General features: G+C 57.6%; 15 protein-coding genes and 1 pseudogene. 3 read left to right on the top strand and 13 right to left on the bottom strand.

The features are described from left to right. Positions 1-16: 16 nt before the first annotated feature. Positions 17-724 (bottom strand): 7-cyano-7-deazaguanine synthase QueC, encoded by a 708-nt coding sequence (queC, locus tag ACTG2O_RS16760; protein WP_416245881.1) that lies wholly within the window; start codon positions 722-724, stop codon positions 17-19. 20 nt (positions 725-744) lie between these two features. Next, complete coding sequence (locus ACTG2O_RS16765; protein ID WP_158110732.1) at positions 745-1,368, bottom strand: tRNA-uridine aminocarboxypropyltransferase; 624 nt, start codon at positions 1,366-1,368, stop codon at positions 745-747. On the opposite strand from ACTG2O_RS16765, the gene rrtA reads away from it, so the two are divergent. Further along, a complete protein-coding gene (gene rrtA / locus ACTG2O_RS16770; protein WP_162838995.1) occupies positions 1,367-1,960 on the top strand; it encodes a rhombosortase in 594 nt (197 codons plus the stop codon). The two genes, ACTG2O_RS16765 and rrtA, sit on opposite strands and share 2 nt — an antisense overlap. On the opposite strand, the gene pyrF is transcribed toward rrtA, so the two are convergent. The 6 genes from pyrF to cmk all read right to left on the bottom strand — a co-directional run bounded on the left by pyrF (position 1,935) and on the right by cmk (position 7,108). After that, positions 1,935-2,636, bottom strand: a complete 702-nt coding sequence (gene pyrF, locus ACTG2O_RS16775; RefSeq protein WP_202002294.1) for an orotidine-5'-phosphate decarboxylase — start codon at positions 2,634-2,636, stop codon at positions 1,935-1,937. The genes rrtA and pyrF overlap by 26 nt on opposite strands. A gap of 18 nt (positions 2,637-2,654) precedes the next feature. Beyond that, entirely contained in the window at positions 2,655-3,821 is a 1,167-nt protein-coding gene (gene lapB / locus ACTG2O_RS16780; protein ID WP_005346478.1) for a lipopolysaccharide assembly protein LapB, read from the bottom strand. A 9-nt stretch (positions 3,822-3,830) separates the two neighbouring features. Next, positions 3,831-4,115 carry a LapA family protein gene (locus ACTG2O_RS16785; protein ID WP_005337143.1) on the bottom strand — a complete coding sequence of 95 codons (285 nt, stop codon included), beginning with the start codon at positions 4,113-4,115 and terminating at the stop codon, positions 3,831-3,833. Positions 4,116-4,273: 158 nt separating this feature from the next. After that, positions 4,274-4,558: an integration host factor subunit beta gene (gene ihfB / locus ACTG2O_RS16790; RefSeq protein WP_005299934.1), complete on the bottom strand. Its 285-nt coding sequence runs from the start codon at positions 4,556-4,558 to the stop codon at positions 4,274-4,276. Between the two features lie 92 nt (positions 4,559-4,650). Next, complete coding sequence (rpsA, locus tag ACTG2O_RS16795; protein ID WP_005337148.1) at positions 4,651-6,321, bottom strand: 30S ribosomal protein S1; 1,671 nt, start codon at positions 6,319-6,321, stop codon at positions 4,651-4,653. Positions 6,322-6,415: 94 nt separating this feature from the next. Then, positions 6,416-7,108 carry a (d)CMP kinase gene (gene cmk, locus ACTG2O_RS16800; RefSeq protein ID WP_019444698.1) on the bottom strand — a complete coding sequence of 231 codons (693 nt, stop codon included), beginning with the start codon at positions 7,106-7,108 and terminating at the stop codon, positions 6,416-6,418. A 248-nt stretch (positions 7,109-7,356) separates the two neighbouring features. Here cmk and ribA point away from each other — a divergent pair, with 248 nt between their 5' ends. After that, entirely contained in the window at positions 7,357-7,950 is a 594-nt protein-coding gene (ribA, locus tag ACTG2O_RS16805) for a GTP cyclohydrolase II (protein ID WP_005351157.1), read from the top strand. A gap of 81 nt (positions 7,951-8,031) precedes the next feature. On the opposite strand, the gene ACTG2O_RS16810 is transcribed toward ribA, so the two are convergent. Next, complete coding sequence (locus ACTG2O_RS16810) at positions 8,032-8,988, bottom strand: LysR substrate-binding domain-containing protein (protein ID WP_019444699.1); 957 nt, start codon at positions 8,986-8,988, stop codon at positions 8,032-8,034. A gap of 63 nt (positions 8,989-9,051) precedes the next feature. Then, on the bottom strand, positions 9,052-9,927 hold the full coding sequence (locus tag ACTG2O_RS16815) for a LysR family transcriptional regulator (protein ID WP_019444700.1): 876 nt from the start codon (positions 9,925-9,927) through the stop codon (positions 9,052-9,054). A gap of 95 nt (positions 9,928-10,022) precedes the next feature. Here ACTG2O_RS16815 and ACTG2O_RS16820 point away from each other — a divergent pair. Further along, positions 10,023-11,247: pseudogene (locus ACTG2O_RS16820) on the top strand (MFS transporter). Positions 11,248-11,392: 145 nt separating this feature from the next. On the opposite strand, the gene ACTG2O_RS16825 reads toward ACTG2O_RS16820, so the two are convergent. The 3 genes from ACTG2O_RS16825 to nfsA form a co-directional block, all read right to left on the bottom strand. Further along, on the bottom strand, positions 11,393-11,938 hold the full coding sequence (locus ACTG2O_RS16825; protein ID WP_026034845.1) for a VOC family protein: 546 nt from the start codon (positions 11,936-11,938) through the stop codon (positions 11,393-11,395). Between the two features lie 2 nt (positions 11,939-11,940). Next, positions 11,941-12,702, bottom strand: coding sequence for a DNA repair protein (locus tag ACTG2O_RS16830; RefSeq protein ID WP_439976363.1), 762 nt, complete (start codon positions 12,700-12,702; stop codon positions 11,941-11,943). Positions 12,703-12,893: 191 nt separating this feature from the next. Then, positions 12,894-13,619 carry an oxygen-insensitive NADPH nitroreductase gene (nfsA, locus tag ACTG2O_RS16835; RefSeq protein WP_439976364.1) on the bottom strand — a complete coding sequence of 242 codons (726 nt, stop codon included), beginning with the start codon at positions 13,617-13,619 and terminating at the stop codon, positions 12,894-12,896. Between the last annotated feature and the right edge of the window lie 18 nt (positions 13,620-13,637).

The following is a 13,637-nucleotide window of genomic DNA, read 5'->3' on the forward strand; positions in this document are numbered from 1 at the left end:
ACGGCAAGACGCAGGCTCACTCTGCGCTTTTCTCGCCCTGCCCGGTTTTCTCAAACAGTCTGGCCATGATGCCCGCCTTGTCGGCCAGATAGTTGTTCAGGCCGCGACTGCGCAGTTCACACGCAGGACACGTGCCGCAACCGTCACCGGCAATGCCGTTGTAGCAGGTCAGGGTCTGCTGGCGCACCGTGTCGAGGTGACCATAGTGATCCGCCAGAGCCCAGGTCTCGGCCTTGTCGAGCCACATCAAGGGAGTTTCAAAACGGATGCCGCGATCCAACCCCAGCGACACCGCCTGATTGAGGGCCTTGACGAACTCGTCACGGCAATCGGGATAGCCGGAGAAGTCGGTCTCGCAGACACCGGTGATCACCGCTTCGGCGCCCACCTGATAGGCATAAATGGAGGCCAGGGTCAGGAACAGGATATTGCGGCCCGGTACGAAGGTGTTGGGCAGCCCGTTATCCTGCAGCTCGCAGCTGACAGGAATGTCGTCACGGGTCAGGGCAGAGACCGCCAGCTCATTGAGCAGCGTCACATCCATCACCTTGTGGGCGGCAATCCCCAGTGCACTGCCCAGACGGCGCGCGGTGTCGATCTCTTCCCGATGGCGCTGGCCATAGTCGAAGGTGATGGCGTGCACTTCATCATACCGGGCCAATGCCTGCACCAGACAAGTAGTGCTGTCCTGACCGCCACTGAAAACCACGACTGCTTTTTTCATCTTGATAACTCCTTGAATTGTCACGCGCGGCGGCCTTCGGCAAAGTCCTGCCACTGGGTATTCAACCGATTGAACAGGGTCAGCAAGGGCGCATAGCGCTCCTGCCTTCCCTCCCACCGGGACAAGAGGTGATAGCCCGCCTCTATGGTAGAGAGGGCATCGGGAAAGGGTTTCTTGCGAATGGCATATTGACCAGCAATGGCACCAATGCCGATACGGGGCAAACGGGCCAGTGCCCGGTTGCTCTGCAACATGCGATAGGCTTTGCGCCAGGTGCCGTCTAACAAGATAAAGGCGACGGATGCGGAGCCAGAGGATTCACTCTCCCACTGTTGGCGAAGATCGGTCAGCGAAATGGCATCCTCATCCGGCCAGAGTAGATAGCAGCGACGGGAAGGATCTGCAAGCAATCCATTGAGCCACTCATCGCGGGAAAAGTCCTCCCCCACATGGATCTCGCACTGTTGCAAAGAGGCTGCCAGCAGCGCCGCGGTCCCCTTGGGATGTGCCACCTCGTTGGGGTGCTGCAAGATGTAGAGTGGCGTGTGATTGTCAACCGGCACAATATAATCGCACAGGCAGGCTTTGAGGGCTCGGGTGCAACGTGTACAGTATCGACTGTTCTTGTCGTTGGACTGTTTCATGTTGTCAGACAAATCTGGATTGCTCTGGGTTATCACGCTCTCTCTCACCAGCTTGCTACTCTTCTTTACCGTTCCCAATCTTCAGCTCTCCTTCGATCGGCCCTTGATCGCCGGGGGCGAAGGGTGGCGGATCATAACAGGCAATCTGGCTCATACCAATCTGTGGCACCTGCTGCTCAATCTGGGCGGCCTCGCCATCCTCTATAGCCTGTTTCGCGACTATCTGGGTGGGGCTCGCCTGCCGCTGCTGATGTTGCTGCTCTGGTTGGCTGTGGGCTTGGGGATCTGGTGGTGGTGCCCGCAGACCCAATGGTACATGGGGCTATCAGGCTCGCTGCATGGCCTGTTTGTATGGGGGGCAATGCAGGATATCCGCCACGGACGCCGCACGTCGGGCTGGCTGCTGCTAGCGGGGATGGGGCTCAAGCTGGTGATGGACTTCTACAACGCAGGAGAGAGCCCGATCTCCACCCTGATCAATGCCAGGGTACACATCGGCTCTCATCTTATCGGGGCCGGTGCAGGCCTGTTGCTCGGCCTGCACCGTGTATCACTGAGTGAGCCTGTTACGCACCAGCCAGCTCGGCATTGATGCTGGCCAGCATGGCGGCCGGATCGGCAGCCTGCGTAATGGGGCGACCGATAACCAGATAATCGGCCCCCGCCTCGACCGCCGCTTTCGGTGTCATCACCCGGCGCTGATCCCCGGCCGCTGAACCGGTCGGGCGAATACCCGGGGTCACCAGCTTGAAATCTTCGCCCAGCAAGGCTTTCAACTCATGGGCCTCGTTGGCAGAGCAGACCACCCCATCCAGACCGGATGTTTTGGTCAAGGTAGCCAGCCGGATCACCTGCTCGGCGGGGCTTACATCCAGACCAAGAGGGATCATGTCGGACTGCTCCATGCTGGTCAGTACGGTCACCCCGATCAACAATGGCGCCTTGTCGCCATAAGGCAGCAGCGCCTCTTTGGCGGCACGCATCATCCGCTCACCACCACTGGCATGCACGTTGACCATCCAGACACCGAGCTCGGCACTGGCAGCCACGGCTTTGGCAACAGTATTGGGAATATCGTGAAACTTCAGATCCAGAAAGACATCGAATCCCTTGGCCACCAGCTGACGTACAAACTGCGGGCCAAACAGGGTAAACATCTCCTTGCCTACCTTGAGACGGCACTGGGCCGGAGAGATACGTTCAACGAACGCTAAGGCATCTGCCTCGTGCTGATAATCCAGCGCTACCAGTACTTTGGGATCTTGCATCTCACATCCTATTGCTTGTTATTCACCGTCCAGACCGCGGATCGGCTTGATGGAACCCCACTGGCGACAAGACGGGCACTGCCAGAACAACGAGTGAGTGGCAAAGCCGCACTGCCGACACTTGTGGGTTGACTTGATTTTGATCTGCTCGCCGACCAGCTGTTGCAGAAGCTCGAGGCTCTCCTTGGCAGGCCCCTCCTCCGCACTGGCCAGTTGAAAACCCACCAACTGGTAAAAACCTTTCATCGAGGGATGACGACGCAGCTGACGCAGCACCAGCGAACGGGCCTGGCTCAGGCCATCACGCTCTTCAACCAGCTTGGCAAGGGCCAGGGTCACGCTGACACCGGCGTGATCTTCCACTGCCTTCTCAAGCAGTGGGATCAACGCAGGCGTGCGCCCCAACTGCTGATAGCACTCGAGCAATTTGGGCATCGCCTCGGAGGCAAAGTCGATATCCTGCTCGAACACCCGCAGCAGCTCCTTGCTGGCCTGCTCATACTCCCCTTCCGCCATGGCGAGCTCAGCGAGGCGCAAACTGGCCCGGGCACATGCCGGATTGATACTGAGCGCCCGTTTGAGCTTGGCCAGCCCCTCCCCTTTATTGCCCTCACGCAGCGCGATCTCGGCTTGCTCGCAATAGAAATGGGAGATGGGGTCGGCCAGCTTCTTGCCCTGGAATTTTTGCAGACGAACCGCCACATCGATGGCCTTGTCCCAATCCCGCAGTTGCTGATGGATGATCAACAGCTGTGCAAGCGCCGTCTCTTCATAGTCGCTGTCGTCACACAGCTCGTTCCAGAGCGCTTCCGCCCGATCGAGCAGACCAGCAGCAAGAAAGTCGCGCGCCAGCTCCTGCAACGCCAGCTGGCGCTGTTCCCGGGTCAGTTGGCGGGTTACCAGGTTCTGGTGGATCTTGATGGCACGATCGACCTCCCCACGCTGGCGAAACAGGTTGCCGAGGGAGAGGTGTGTTTCGATGGTTTCACTGTCCACCTCAAGCAGCTGGATAAAGAGATCCACCGCCTTGTCGGATTCATCGGACAGCAAATAGTTGAGGCCCGCCACATACTGGCGGGAAAACTGGTTACTCTGTTTTTGGGTGTCCTGGCGAACACTCCTGCGACCCATGTACCAGCCATAACCGGCGGCGATGGGTAACAGCAGGAAAAGCAGTTCAAGCATTGAGGAACATTATTCCTTACCCGGTGACCGGGCCAGCTCCAACTCGCGGGATTGACGACGCATGGTGCGGTTGAGGGTGCGGTTTTGCATTTTCAGGCGCAGGAACAGCAGGCCGAATACCAGCCAGCCCAGCAAAAAACCGCCAGCGAAGAAGAAGCCCAACAGCATGGCAAGCGAAAACTCACCCTGAGCGATCAGGTAATTGAACTGAACCAGCTGGCCATTTTGTGAGCCCAGCGCCAGGGTCAGAACAAACACCAGCACCAGCGGAATGAGGGCCAAAATACGCTTCATAAGAGCTCCCTGTCAGTATCTAATGAGAGGCTGATTATCCTTAAAATCGCAGGCAGACTCTAGAGTGAATGGGAAAAGAGTTTAAGAAACAAGACGATTGGCACAGGAATCGGTGCCAAAAAGAAAAAAGGCATACCCGAGGTATGCCCATTTCTGCATTATTCAATGATGTTGACGCGCTCGCGCAACTCTTTGCCAGGTTTGAAGTGCGGGACATATTTCCCGGTCAGTTCAACCTTGTCCCCAGTCTTGGGGTTGCGGCCCACACGGGGCGCACGATAGTGCAGTGAAAAACTGCCAAATCCGCGGATTTCAATCCGGTCGCCGTTTTGCAAGGTCGACGCCATCTGCTCAAGGATCTCCTTGATGGCGGCTTCGACATCCTTGGCCGGCATATGCATGCGGCTGGCTGCCAGTTGTTCGATGAGATCTGATTTGGTCATAACGTTAAATCTCCTTCCCCGATCACATGCAATATTCATTTTGCCAGGATAAAAAAGGGCGGCGCAATGCCGCCCTTTTCTTGCATCAAGGATTACTCACCCTTGGCGGCTTTGAACGCTTCCATCATAGCATTGCTGAACACAACTTCTTCTTGCTGGTTCAGGTTATCGATAGCAACACGCTCGTCAGCCTCGTCCTTAGCACGGACAGACAGGCTTACGGTGCGGTTCTTACGATCAACGCCCATGAATTTAGCTTCAACTTCGTCACCAACAGACAGCACCAGAGTGGCGTCTTCTACACGGTCACGAGCAGCGTCGGAGGCACGCAGGTAGCCTTCTACGCCATCAGCCAGTTCGATAACGGCACCTTTGGCATCAACCTCGGTAACCTTACCCTTCACGATAGCACCTTTCTTGTTGTCAGCCAGGTACTTGTTGAACGGGTCTTCTTCGATCTGCTTGACACCCAGGGAGATGCGCTCACGCTCCGGATCCACTTGCAGAACAACGGCTTCGATCTCGTCGCCTTTCTTGAATTCACGCACGGCTTCTTCGCCCTGGTTGTTCCAGGAGATGTCAGACAGGTGAACCAGACCGTCGATGCCGCCATCCAGACCGATGAAGATACCGAAGTCAGTGATGGACTTGATCTTGCCGGAAACACGGTCGCCTTTGGCGTGAGTTTCGGCAAACAGCTGCCACGGGTTGGATTTGCACTGCTTCAGACCCAGGGAGATACGACGACGCTCTTCGTCGATGTCCAGAACCATCACGTCAACCACGTCGCCAACGTTAACAACTTTGGACGGGTGGATGTTCTTGTTGGTCCAATCCATCTCGGATACGTGTACCAGGCCTTCAACGCCTTCTTCGATTTCAACGAAGCAGCCGTAGTCGGTCAGGTTGGTCACGCGGCCAGACAGACGGGTGGTCTCCGGGTAACGCTTGGCGATAGCAACCCAGGGATCTTCGCCCAGCTGCTTCAGACCCAGGGATACACGGGTACGCTCGCGGTCGAACTTCAGAACCTTGACAGCGATCTCGTCGCCAACGTTGACGATTTCGGAAGGATGCTTAACGCGCTTCCACGCCATGTCGGTGATGTGCAGCAGGCCGTCAACACCGCCCAGATCTACGAATGCACCGTAGTCGGTCAGGTTCTTGACGATACCCTTAACTTCTTGACCTTCTTGCAGGTTAGCCAGCAGGCTTTCGCGCTCGGAGGTGTTCTCGGTCTCGATCACGGCACGACGGGAAACAACAACGTTGTTGCGCTTCTGGTCCAGCTTGATGACTTTGAACTCGAGTTCTTTGTTTTCCAGGTGAGCGGTGTCACGGATCGGACGCACGTCAACCAGAGAACCCGGCAGGAAGGCACGGATGCCGTTCAGTTCAACGGTGAAACCACCCTTGACCTTGCCGTTGATGATACCGATAACGGTAGCTTGCTCTTCGTAAGCCTTCTCAAGCTGCAGCCAGGCTTCGTGGCGCTTGGCTTTTTCGCGGGACAGCTTGGTTTCGCCGAAACCATCTTCGATAGAGTCCAGAGCCACGTCAACGGTGTCGCCGACGTTGATTTCCAGCTCGCCCATGGCGTTCTTGAATTCTTCAGCCGGGATAGCGGACTCGGATTTCAGACCGGCGTCAACCAGTACAAAACCGTTCTCGATAGCAACGACAGTACCCTTGACGATGGAACCTTGACGGGTTTCAACGGCGTTCAGGGACTCTTCAAAGAGTTGAGCAAAAGATTCGATCATTGTTTATGTCACAAATGAAACATCCACTTGCAATCCGGCACAAGCGGGGCTGTTTTAAATAATCTGCGCCATCCTTGGTGCAGACGACCGGATGTCAGCTTGCGCTGGCATCACCAAGTTGTTGCTCTGCATAGGCGAGTACTGTTGCCAGCACTTCATCTATGGTCATGGCGGTAGAGTCTACCACCAGAGCATCTTCTGCCGGTTTCAGCGGTGCAGTAGCGCGATTTCTGTCGCGATCGTCACGTTCCCGAATCTCGGTTAAAAGACGCTCAAAGTTAACATCAAAGCCCTTATCTTGCAACTGCTTATAGCGACGCTGGGCCCGTTCTTCGGCACTGGCGTCGAGGAAAATCTTCACCTCGGCCTCGGGGAAAACAACTGTGCCCATGTCACGACCATCGGCAATCAGACCCGGGGCCTGACGAAAAGCACGCTGACGGCGCAACAATGCTTCGCGCACCCGGGGGAAGGCGGCGATTTTACTGGCAGCATTACCCACTTCTTCGGTGCGGATGGTGCGGGAGACATCTTCCCCTTCCAGGATCACCTTGACCAGATCGCCCTCAACCTGAAATTGCACATCCAGATTGGCAGCCAGTGGCACCAGTGAGGCTTCACTGTCCAGCTCTACATCGTGATGTAGGGCGGCCAGGGACAACACCCGATAGATGGCGCCCGAGTCCAGCAAGTGCCAACCCAGCTTCTCAGCAAGCAGCTGACACAAGGTGCCTTTACCTGCACCACTGGGGCCATCAATTGTCATTACGGGGGCCATCTGAGGCATAACTTCTCTCCTGCACTGTGTTGCTCCCATCCCGAAGGGGTGGGTTAATGGGCGCCGATTATACCCGAATGTGGTGAGCCTGGCAGTCATCAATCCGCACAAAGGGCCAAAACCCCGCCGGACAGCTGTGCTTGTATCTCATTTGGAGATTTCATTAAGCAATGCAGGGACTTGTTCTTATGGTCGTTCCTGACAAGGCGCGCTAAACTGGCCCCCTTTTTTGAGCCGTTAGTAGTAAGGAGCAACCTATGAGCAGCGTTACCCTCGTGGCCAAATCCAAATTGCCAACCCCTTGGGGCACCTTCACGCTGGTAGGTTTTCAGGAAACCGGCACAGGCAAAGACCACGCCGCACTGGTGATGGGCGACATTACCGGTGACGAGCCCGTGCTGGGCCGGATCCACTCAGAGTGCCTGACCGGCGATGCCCTGTTCAGCCTGCGTTGTGACTGCGGTTTCCAGTTGCAGGCGGCCATGGAGAATATCGCCAAAGCCGGTCGTGGCGTGTTGCTGTATGTGCGTCAAGAGGGCCGTGGCATCGGCTTGCTCAACAAGATCCGCGCCTATCACCTGCAGGATCAGGGGGCCGATACCGTGGAGGCCAACGTAGCCCTTGGTTTCGCCGCCGACATGCGCGATTACACCATCTGCGCCGATATGCTCAAGCAGCTTGAGGTCAAGTCTCTCAAACTGATGACCAACAACCCGCGCAAGATGAAAGCGATGGAATCCTTCGGTATTCCGGTGGCCGAACGGGTACCGTTGCAGGAAGGACGCAATCCCCACAACGAGTTCTATCTGTCGACCAAGGCCAACAAGCTTGATCATATGCTGAAGAAGTGAGCCTGCATTGACGAATACCAGATAGTCAAACGCCTCTCAATCGGAGGCGTTTTTCTTGGGACGACCACACATCAACCCAAGCTATCTAAGTGGTACGATCAAATTGGCCAGCAGAGCTTCAAGCTCTTCGCCAGTGCGGGCAGCACAGTATTGTTCGACCCGCTCGCGGGTCAATTGCGGCGCGAGACGTTCAATCAGATCGTAGAGATAGCCGCATAAAAACGCCCCTCTGCGCAACCCGATAGCGGCCACACCGCCTGGTAGCCAGGGCGCCGTTTTGAGCACCAGATCGCCATCGCGCTGGGGCTCCCAGGCAAAAGTTGCCATCACCCCGATGCCCATTCCTTGTCTGACATAGGTCTTGAGCACATCGCTGTCGCTCGCACAGCAGGCGATCCGGCTCTCGGCATGAGCACAATCAGTGCCATGTGCAGCAGAGAGCGCCCTTCCATCGGTCACCAATGCAAACTCCACCAGCTCGGCCGGGGTCAGCGATGTTGCTTTGGCCAACGGATGATCCTTGGGCAGCACCAAGCCCCGTTGCCACTGAAAAGAGGGGAGCATGAGCAGCTCGCTCCCCTCCTCCGGTTCATCGGCAAGCAGCAGATCGGCAGCGCCATCATGCACGGCTGCGCGGCACTGCGTCGCACTCCCCTGCATCACAGTTACGGCAACTTTGGGAAAGCGGGCCATAAAACCCTTGAGGATGGCGGGCAGAATATAACGGGCTTGCAGATGAGTAGCCGCAATGGTGAGGGTTCCCTGCTCCGGATGCACATGCTGCCTGGCCATCACTTTGATGGTGGCGACCTTGTCCAGCACCTCGGCGGCCACTTTGATCACATCCCGACCGATGGGGGTGATCTGGGTCAGGTGTTTACCGCTGCGCTCGAAGATCTGGATCCCCAGCTCATCCTCCAGCATCCGCACTTGTTTGCTGATCCCGGGCTGGGAGGTAAAGAGGCTCTCGGCGGTGGCCGACAGATTCAGCCTGTGGTTCGCCACCTCGACGATATAGCGCAATTGCTGCAATTTCATGGTGTAGCCCTCAAGCGAACCCACCGTTAATAGTAACAAACTTTCAGCAATGACCCGCCGCCATCAGGCCGGGCGATCCTTGAGTAGGAAATCGCGCAAGGCACGGTTGGCCATAGAGAGCGGATCACCACGCCGCCACGCCACACAGAGGTCTAGGTAGATGGGCGGGTCGAAGGGTACACCACTCAGATCCGGCTCCTCTTCCAGCACCATGCGCAAGAAGGTGGTCACCGCAAAGCCTTGCCGCACCACCGCCTTGAGCAGAGGGATAAGATTGCTCTCGAAGGCGATATCGGGTTCAACGCCCAGGCTCTGGGCCAGCGCCTCCATATGCTCCCGGTGGTAAAAACCACGGCGAAATAGCGCCAGCTCCTGAGCGAAAAACTGCGAGAGGGTGACGGCCGATGCGCCACGCAAGGGGTGATCGTCCCCCACCACCATCAACATCTCTTCGCTCAGCAGATGTGCCCCCTCGATGGCAGGGGGGAGATCACTAGTGATGAGAATGGCCAGATCGAGGGAGCCATCCACCATCCGGCTGAGCAGCTCGCGGGTACCGGCCTCTTCGACCCGGATCTTGAGGCCGGGGTAGCGGTGCTTGAAGGCCATCAGACGAGGGGGGAAATAGTAGGAGCCCATCATGTAGGGGATCCCGATCCGCACTTCCCCCCGCTCCAGCCCCTTGAGCTCGGCCATCTCGGCCTCGGCCTGATGCATCTGCAGCAACAGACGCTCGGCATGGCGACAGAGCACCTCTCCCTCAGGGGTGAGCCGTACCGCCCGGTCCTGTCGATCAAACAGCCGCAATTCGAGCTGCTGCTCCAGCTTGGCGATGGCCATGCTGATGGCCGGTTGTGCCACATGCAGACTGTTAGCTGCCTTGGTAAATGAGCCGGCATCCCTGACCGCCAGCAGATAGGTGAGCTGTTTCAGATCCATGTATCAATTAATCTTATGGGATAGATAACTTAAATATATTATATTTATAACCGCAAGGACTCTACCCTGACCAAAAGTAGTCAGGACAATACGCAATGATTGAAGTTGGAAGTCGCGAGTGGATACGTGCAACCCTGGCCCTCAGCCTGGGCTCTTTTCTGGTGTTTCTGAACCTCTACCAGACCCATCCCCTGTTACCCCTGATTGCCGAGGTCTTCTCGGTCAACTCCCTCTCGGCCAGCTGGACCCTGGCAGGATGCACTGCAGGCCTCGCCGCCTCCCTGCTGATCTGCGCCAGACTGGCGGATCGCCATGGCCGTCGGCAGGTCATGCTGGGTACCCTCACCCTGGCGGTCCTGCTCTCACTGTTAATCCCGCTGGTTGAGCAGTTTGGCACCCTGCTGCTGCTACGCATCCTGCAGGGCGCGCTGCTGGCAGGACTGCCCGCGACCGCGATTGCCTATATGGGGGAAGAGTTCAGCAAACGGGCGCTGCTCTCGGCGGTGGGGGTCTATATTGCCGCCAACTCCCTCGGTGGCATTGCCGGTCGAGTGGTCGGCGGTCTGTTGGCGGGCTGGTTTGGCGACTGGCAGCATACCTTTCTGGGGATCGGTGTAATCAGCCTGTTACTGCTGCCGCTGGTCTTCTGGCTGCTGCCCCATCAGACCCGCTTTGTGGCGAGCGCCCCCGTTCGCGGCCAATTTGCCCGCGCCTTGCAACAACACCTGACCAATCCCTTGCTGGTAGGGGCTTACCTTATCGGCGGGCTCAACTTTATGGTGTTTCTGAACCAGTTCAGTTATCTCACCTTCTTGCTGGCCAAGCCCCCCTTCTCCCTGCCCACCCAGTGGCTCGGCATGCTGTTTCTCACCTATCTCTCAGGGACGGTGGCCTCCTCTCTGAGCGGCCGATTTGCCAATCGCTGGGGGGCACAACGCATGCTGCTGGTCGGGATCGCCCTGATGGCCCTCGGCAGTCTGTGGCTGCTGCAAGCTAGCCTGCCCGGGATCCTGAGTGGGCTTGCTGATCTCCAGCTTCGGCTTTTTCCTGGCACACGCCTGCGCCAGTGCCTGGGTCGGTCATCATGTCGAACACAACCGCGCCCTCGCCTCCTCCCTCTATCTGGTGGCCTACTATCTGGGAGCCAGTCTGGGGGGACTTTACCTGCACCCCTTCTGGGAGCAGGGTGAGCTAGGCGGTCTGGTCATGGGGATTGAACTGGTCCTCATCCTGACGGCGGGCTTGAGCCTCTGGCTCGGCCGTCTCAAGCAGCGAAGCCAATCGCCACTGCCCGCCCAGCAACCCCACCGACACGGGTAACGGGCTCAGCGCAAACAGGGTCACCCACGAGCAGATGGCGCTCTCGCAACCCAGCACCGCCAGATAACAAAAGGGGTCACACCGGTGACCCCTTTTGCTGCGTTATTCAAGAGCCTGTCAGGCTCGCACCGCATTGAGCGCAGGATCACTCCTGATCGAAATAATCCGCAGGCACCGCGACCACAGCACCGGTCGCCACCTCTTCGGCGATCACCTCAGCCAGCGGGCGCAGATGAAACTTGATCTGGCCGGAAGGCAACATCAGGCCAATATCGGGGTTGCGGGTATCCTGCATGTTGCCGGTTTTGAATGGCAGCTCGGGATAGCACGCTACCAGATCTTGCAGTGAAGTGACCACCAGCTCGATATGTTCCAGCCCCGCCTGATGGACGCGACCCGGTTTCGGTGCAGCCAGCTCGATACAGGGTACCTGTACCTCACCAGCCAACAGCGGCTGATGCAACTGATAAGTGGCGATGGGACGTCCGCCAATCATACCCTCCACCAGCAAGGTACCTGCCTCAGCCAGCACAGCACATAGCGCGCGGTACTCCTGCAGGGTAGCCGCCCGATAACAGAGGTGATCGACCGTTGGCCGGGAAATTGTGACGCCACTGGCGGCCAGTTCGGCCAACAGCTGAGAAACAAATGGGGCCATTGGCCCCAGTGTGGAATCGAGTGGGTGGGACATGCTTACCGCTTCTTGGGTTGAAACAGGACATCAAGCTCGTCGGCTTCCTTGTCCTTGATGTTTTGCAGATCCTGCGCGCTGTTTTGCTGCTGCAGCTCTTCAAGCTCCTTGAGCCCCTGACGCATATCTTCTTCACGGGCCAGCAGATAGGGATCCTTGTCGCCCACGCTCGCCATGGCCGACAGACCCTTGGTATAGAGCTGGCGGCATGTACCATATTGGCCCTGAATGCGGGCATCCATCGCCCGCTTGACCAGATTGGAGATATTGATCTTGAGCTGCATCAGCTCGAGGCGGCGCTCTTCCTGGGCAAACCCTTGCGGGTCAATCTTGCCCTTGTTGTGCTCGACCCGCAGCACAGCCCGCATCTTCTTGACCAGCTGCAGCATCTGGATCGCCTGACGATCGGACTCCGGGGTCTTGAACTGCCCCTCATCCTGAACGCTGTAGTTCTCCTGCACATTCTTGATCTGGGTCTGCACATCGACGATGCGCTGCTTGATTTGATTATTCGGCATCACCTGGGCGATGGCGCGATAGGCATCGAGGATCCGGTGCTGCAACAGCAACACCATGTTCTTGGAGAAAGGCACCAGATTGACGTTCAGCAACACCTCTTCGGTCTCGTCAGCCACCGTCTTGTGTCTGGCAACGGCGTGACGCTTGTCCGCCTCTGCCTTCTGCTTATATTGCTGCACCACGTTATAGGCGATAACCAAAAACAGGAGTGCGCCAATAGACAGCAATACCAAAGTTAAAATCATAGGATGTCCAAACCCCTGTTCCTATCCAATTGCGTGATCCTACAACAGCTTACCCACTTAAGGTAGCCTGCAGATCCCCCCTTGCCCACGATTTGTCACCAAGCTGTGCCCCCGGTCTCAGGGAGAGATTGCAGGATAAGGGGATGATGACCATGACGGTCACCTCCCCATAGTATCGCCCATCAGCGCTATTACTTGAGGTTAAAGCCCCGCGATTGCAGGAATCCCAGCATGAAAGGGCGGGACTCCTTGCCCAGAATGGCGCGGATCTGACCGCTCCAGGTCTGCTGTTTGTTGTTGCTGCTGCGGGCCTGATAGTAGTCCGCGATCTGCTGATCGTACCGGGCCAGCAGGTCGCGATCCAGCTCGTGCTGGTAGCGCTCCTGATGCACCACCAATCCCCTGGGCAGACGGGGTTTCTGCTCCGGCTGCTGGGCAGGATGACCAAGGCAGAGGCCAAACAGCGGGATCACCTGATGGGGTAAGCCGAGCAGTTCGCTCACCTCGGCCGGATGGTTGCGAATGCCGCCGATATAGACCCCGCCCAGCCCCAGCGACTGCGCCGCCAGCAAGGCGTTTTGCGCCATCAGGGCACCGTCGATGGCTCTGATCAGCAACTGCTCCGCATAGCCGGTCTGGGCCTCGGGCACGATCTGGATGTGGCGGTGGTAATCGGCGCAGAACACCAGAAACTCGGCCGCCTGCACCACATAGGGTTGATTGCCCGCCAGCATGGCCAACTGCTGACGCGCCTCGGGCTCGCAGACTCGCACAATACTGGTCACCTGCAAAAAGCTCGAGGTTGAGGCGGACTGGGCGGCGGCGAGTATGGCATCCAGCTGCTGCGGGGCGATCGGCTCGGCACTAAACTGACGAATGGAGCGATGGGAAAGGATAAGATCGATGGTCTGATTCATGGCACCTCCAAAATGAGG

The sequence above is a fragment of the Aeromonas sp. 61P genome (assembly GCF_051919545.1).
Taxonomy (GTDB): Bacteria; Pseudomonadota; Gammaproteobacteria; order Enterobacterales; family Aeromonadaceae; genus Aeromonas; species Aeromonas veronii.

Coding starts and splice junctions, on each gene's coding strand:
- rpsA (WP_005337148.1), bottom strand. CDS start 6,321: ATGATCGAATCTTTTGCTCAACTCTTTGAAGAGTCCCTGAACGCCGTT.
- ACTG2O_RS16815 (WP_019444700.1), bottom strand. CDS start 9,927: ATGGATCTGAAACAGCTCACCTATCTGCTGGCGGTCAGGGATGCCGGC.
- queC (WP_416245881.1), bottom strand. CDS start 724: ATGAAAAAAGCAGTCGTGGTTTTCAGTGGCGGTCAGGACAGCACTACT.
- lapB (WP_005346478.1), bottom strand. CDS start 3,821: ATGCTTGAACTGCTTTTCCTGCTGTTACCCATCGCCGCCGGTTATGGC.
- nfsA (WP_439976364.1), bottom strand. CDS start 13,619: ATGAATCAGACCATCGATCTTATCCTTTCCCATCGCTCCATTCGTCAG.
- ACTG2O_RS16810 (WP_019444699.1), bottom strand. CDS start 8,988: ATGAAATTGCAGCAATTGCGCTATATCGTCGAGGTGGCGAACCACAGG.
- pyrF (WP_202002294.1), bottom strand. CDS start 2,636: ATGCAAGATCCCAAAGTACTGGTAGCGCTGGATTATCAGCACGAGGCA.
- ACTG2O_RS16825 (WP_026034845.1), bottom strand. CDS start 11,938: ATGTCCCACCCACTCGATTCCACACTGGGGCCAATGGCCCCATTTGTT.
- ihfB (WP_005299934.1), bottom strand. CDS start 4,558: ATGACCAAATCAGATCTCATCGAACAACTGGCAGCCAGCCGCATGCAT.
- rrtA (WP_162838995.1), top strand. CDS start 1,367: ATGTTGTCAGACAAATCTGGATTGCTCTGGGTTATCACGCTCTCTCTC.
- ACTG2O_RS16765 (WP_158110732.1), bottom strand. CDS start 1,368: ATGAAACAGTCCAACGACAAGAACAGTCGATACTGTACACGTTGCACC.
- ribA (WP_005351157.1), top strand. CDS start 7,357: ATGAGCAGCGTTACCCTCGTGGCCAAATCCAAATTGCCAACCCCTTGG.
- ACTG2O_RS16785 (WP_005337143.1), bottom strand. CDS start 4,115: ATGAAGCGTATTTTGGCCCTCATTCCGCTGGTGCTGGTGTTTGTTCTG.
- ACTG2O_RS16830 (WP_439976363.1), bottom strand. CDS start 12,702: ATGATTTTAACTTTGGTATTGCTGTCTATTGGCGCACTCCTGTTTTTG.
- cmk (WP_019444698.1), bottom strand. CDS start 7,108: ATGCCTCAGATGGCCCCCGTAATGACAATTGATGGCCCCAGTGGTGCA.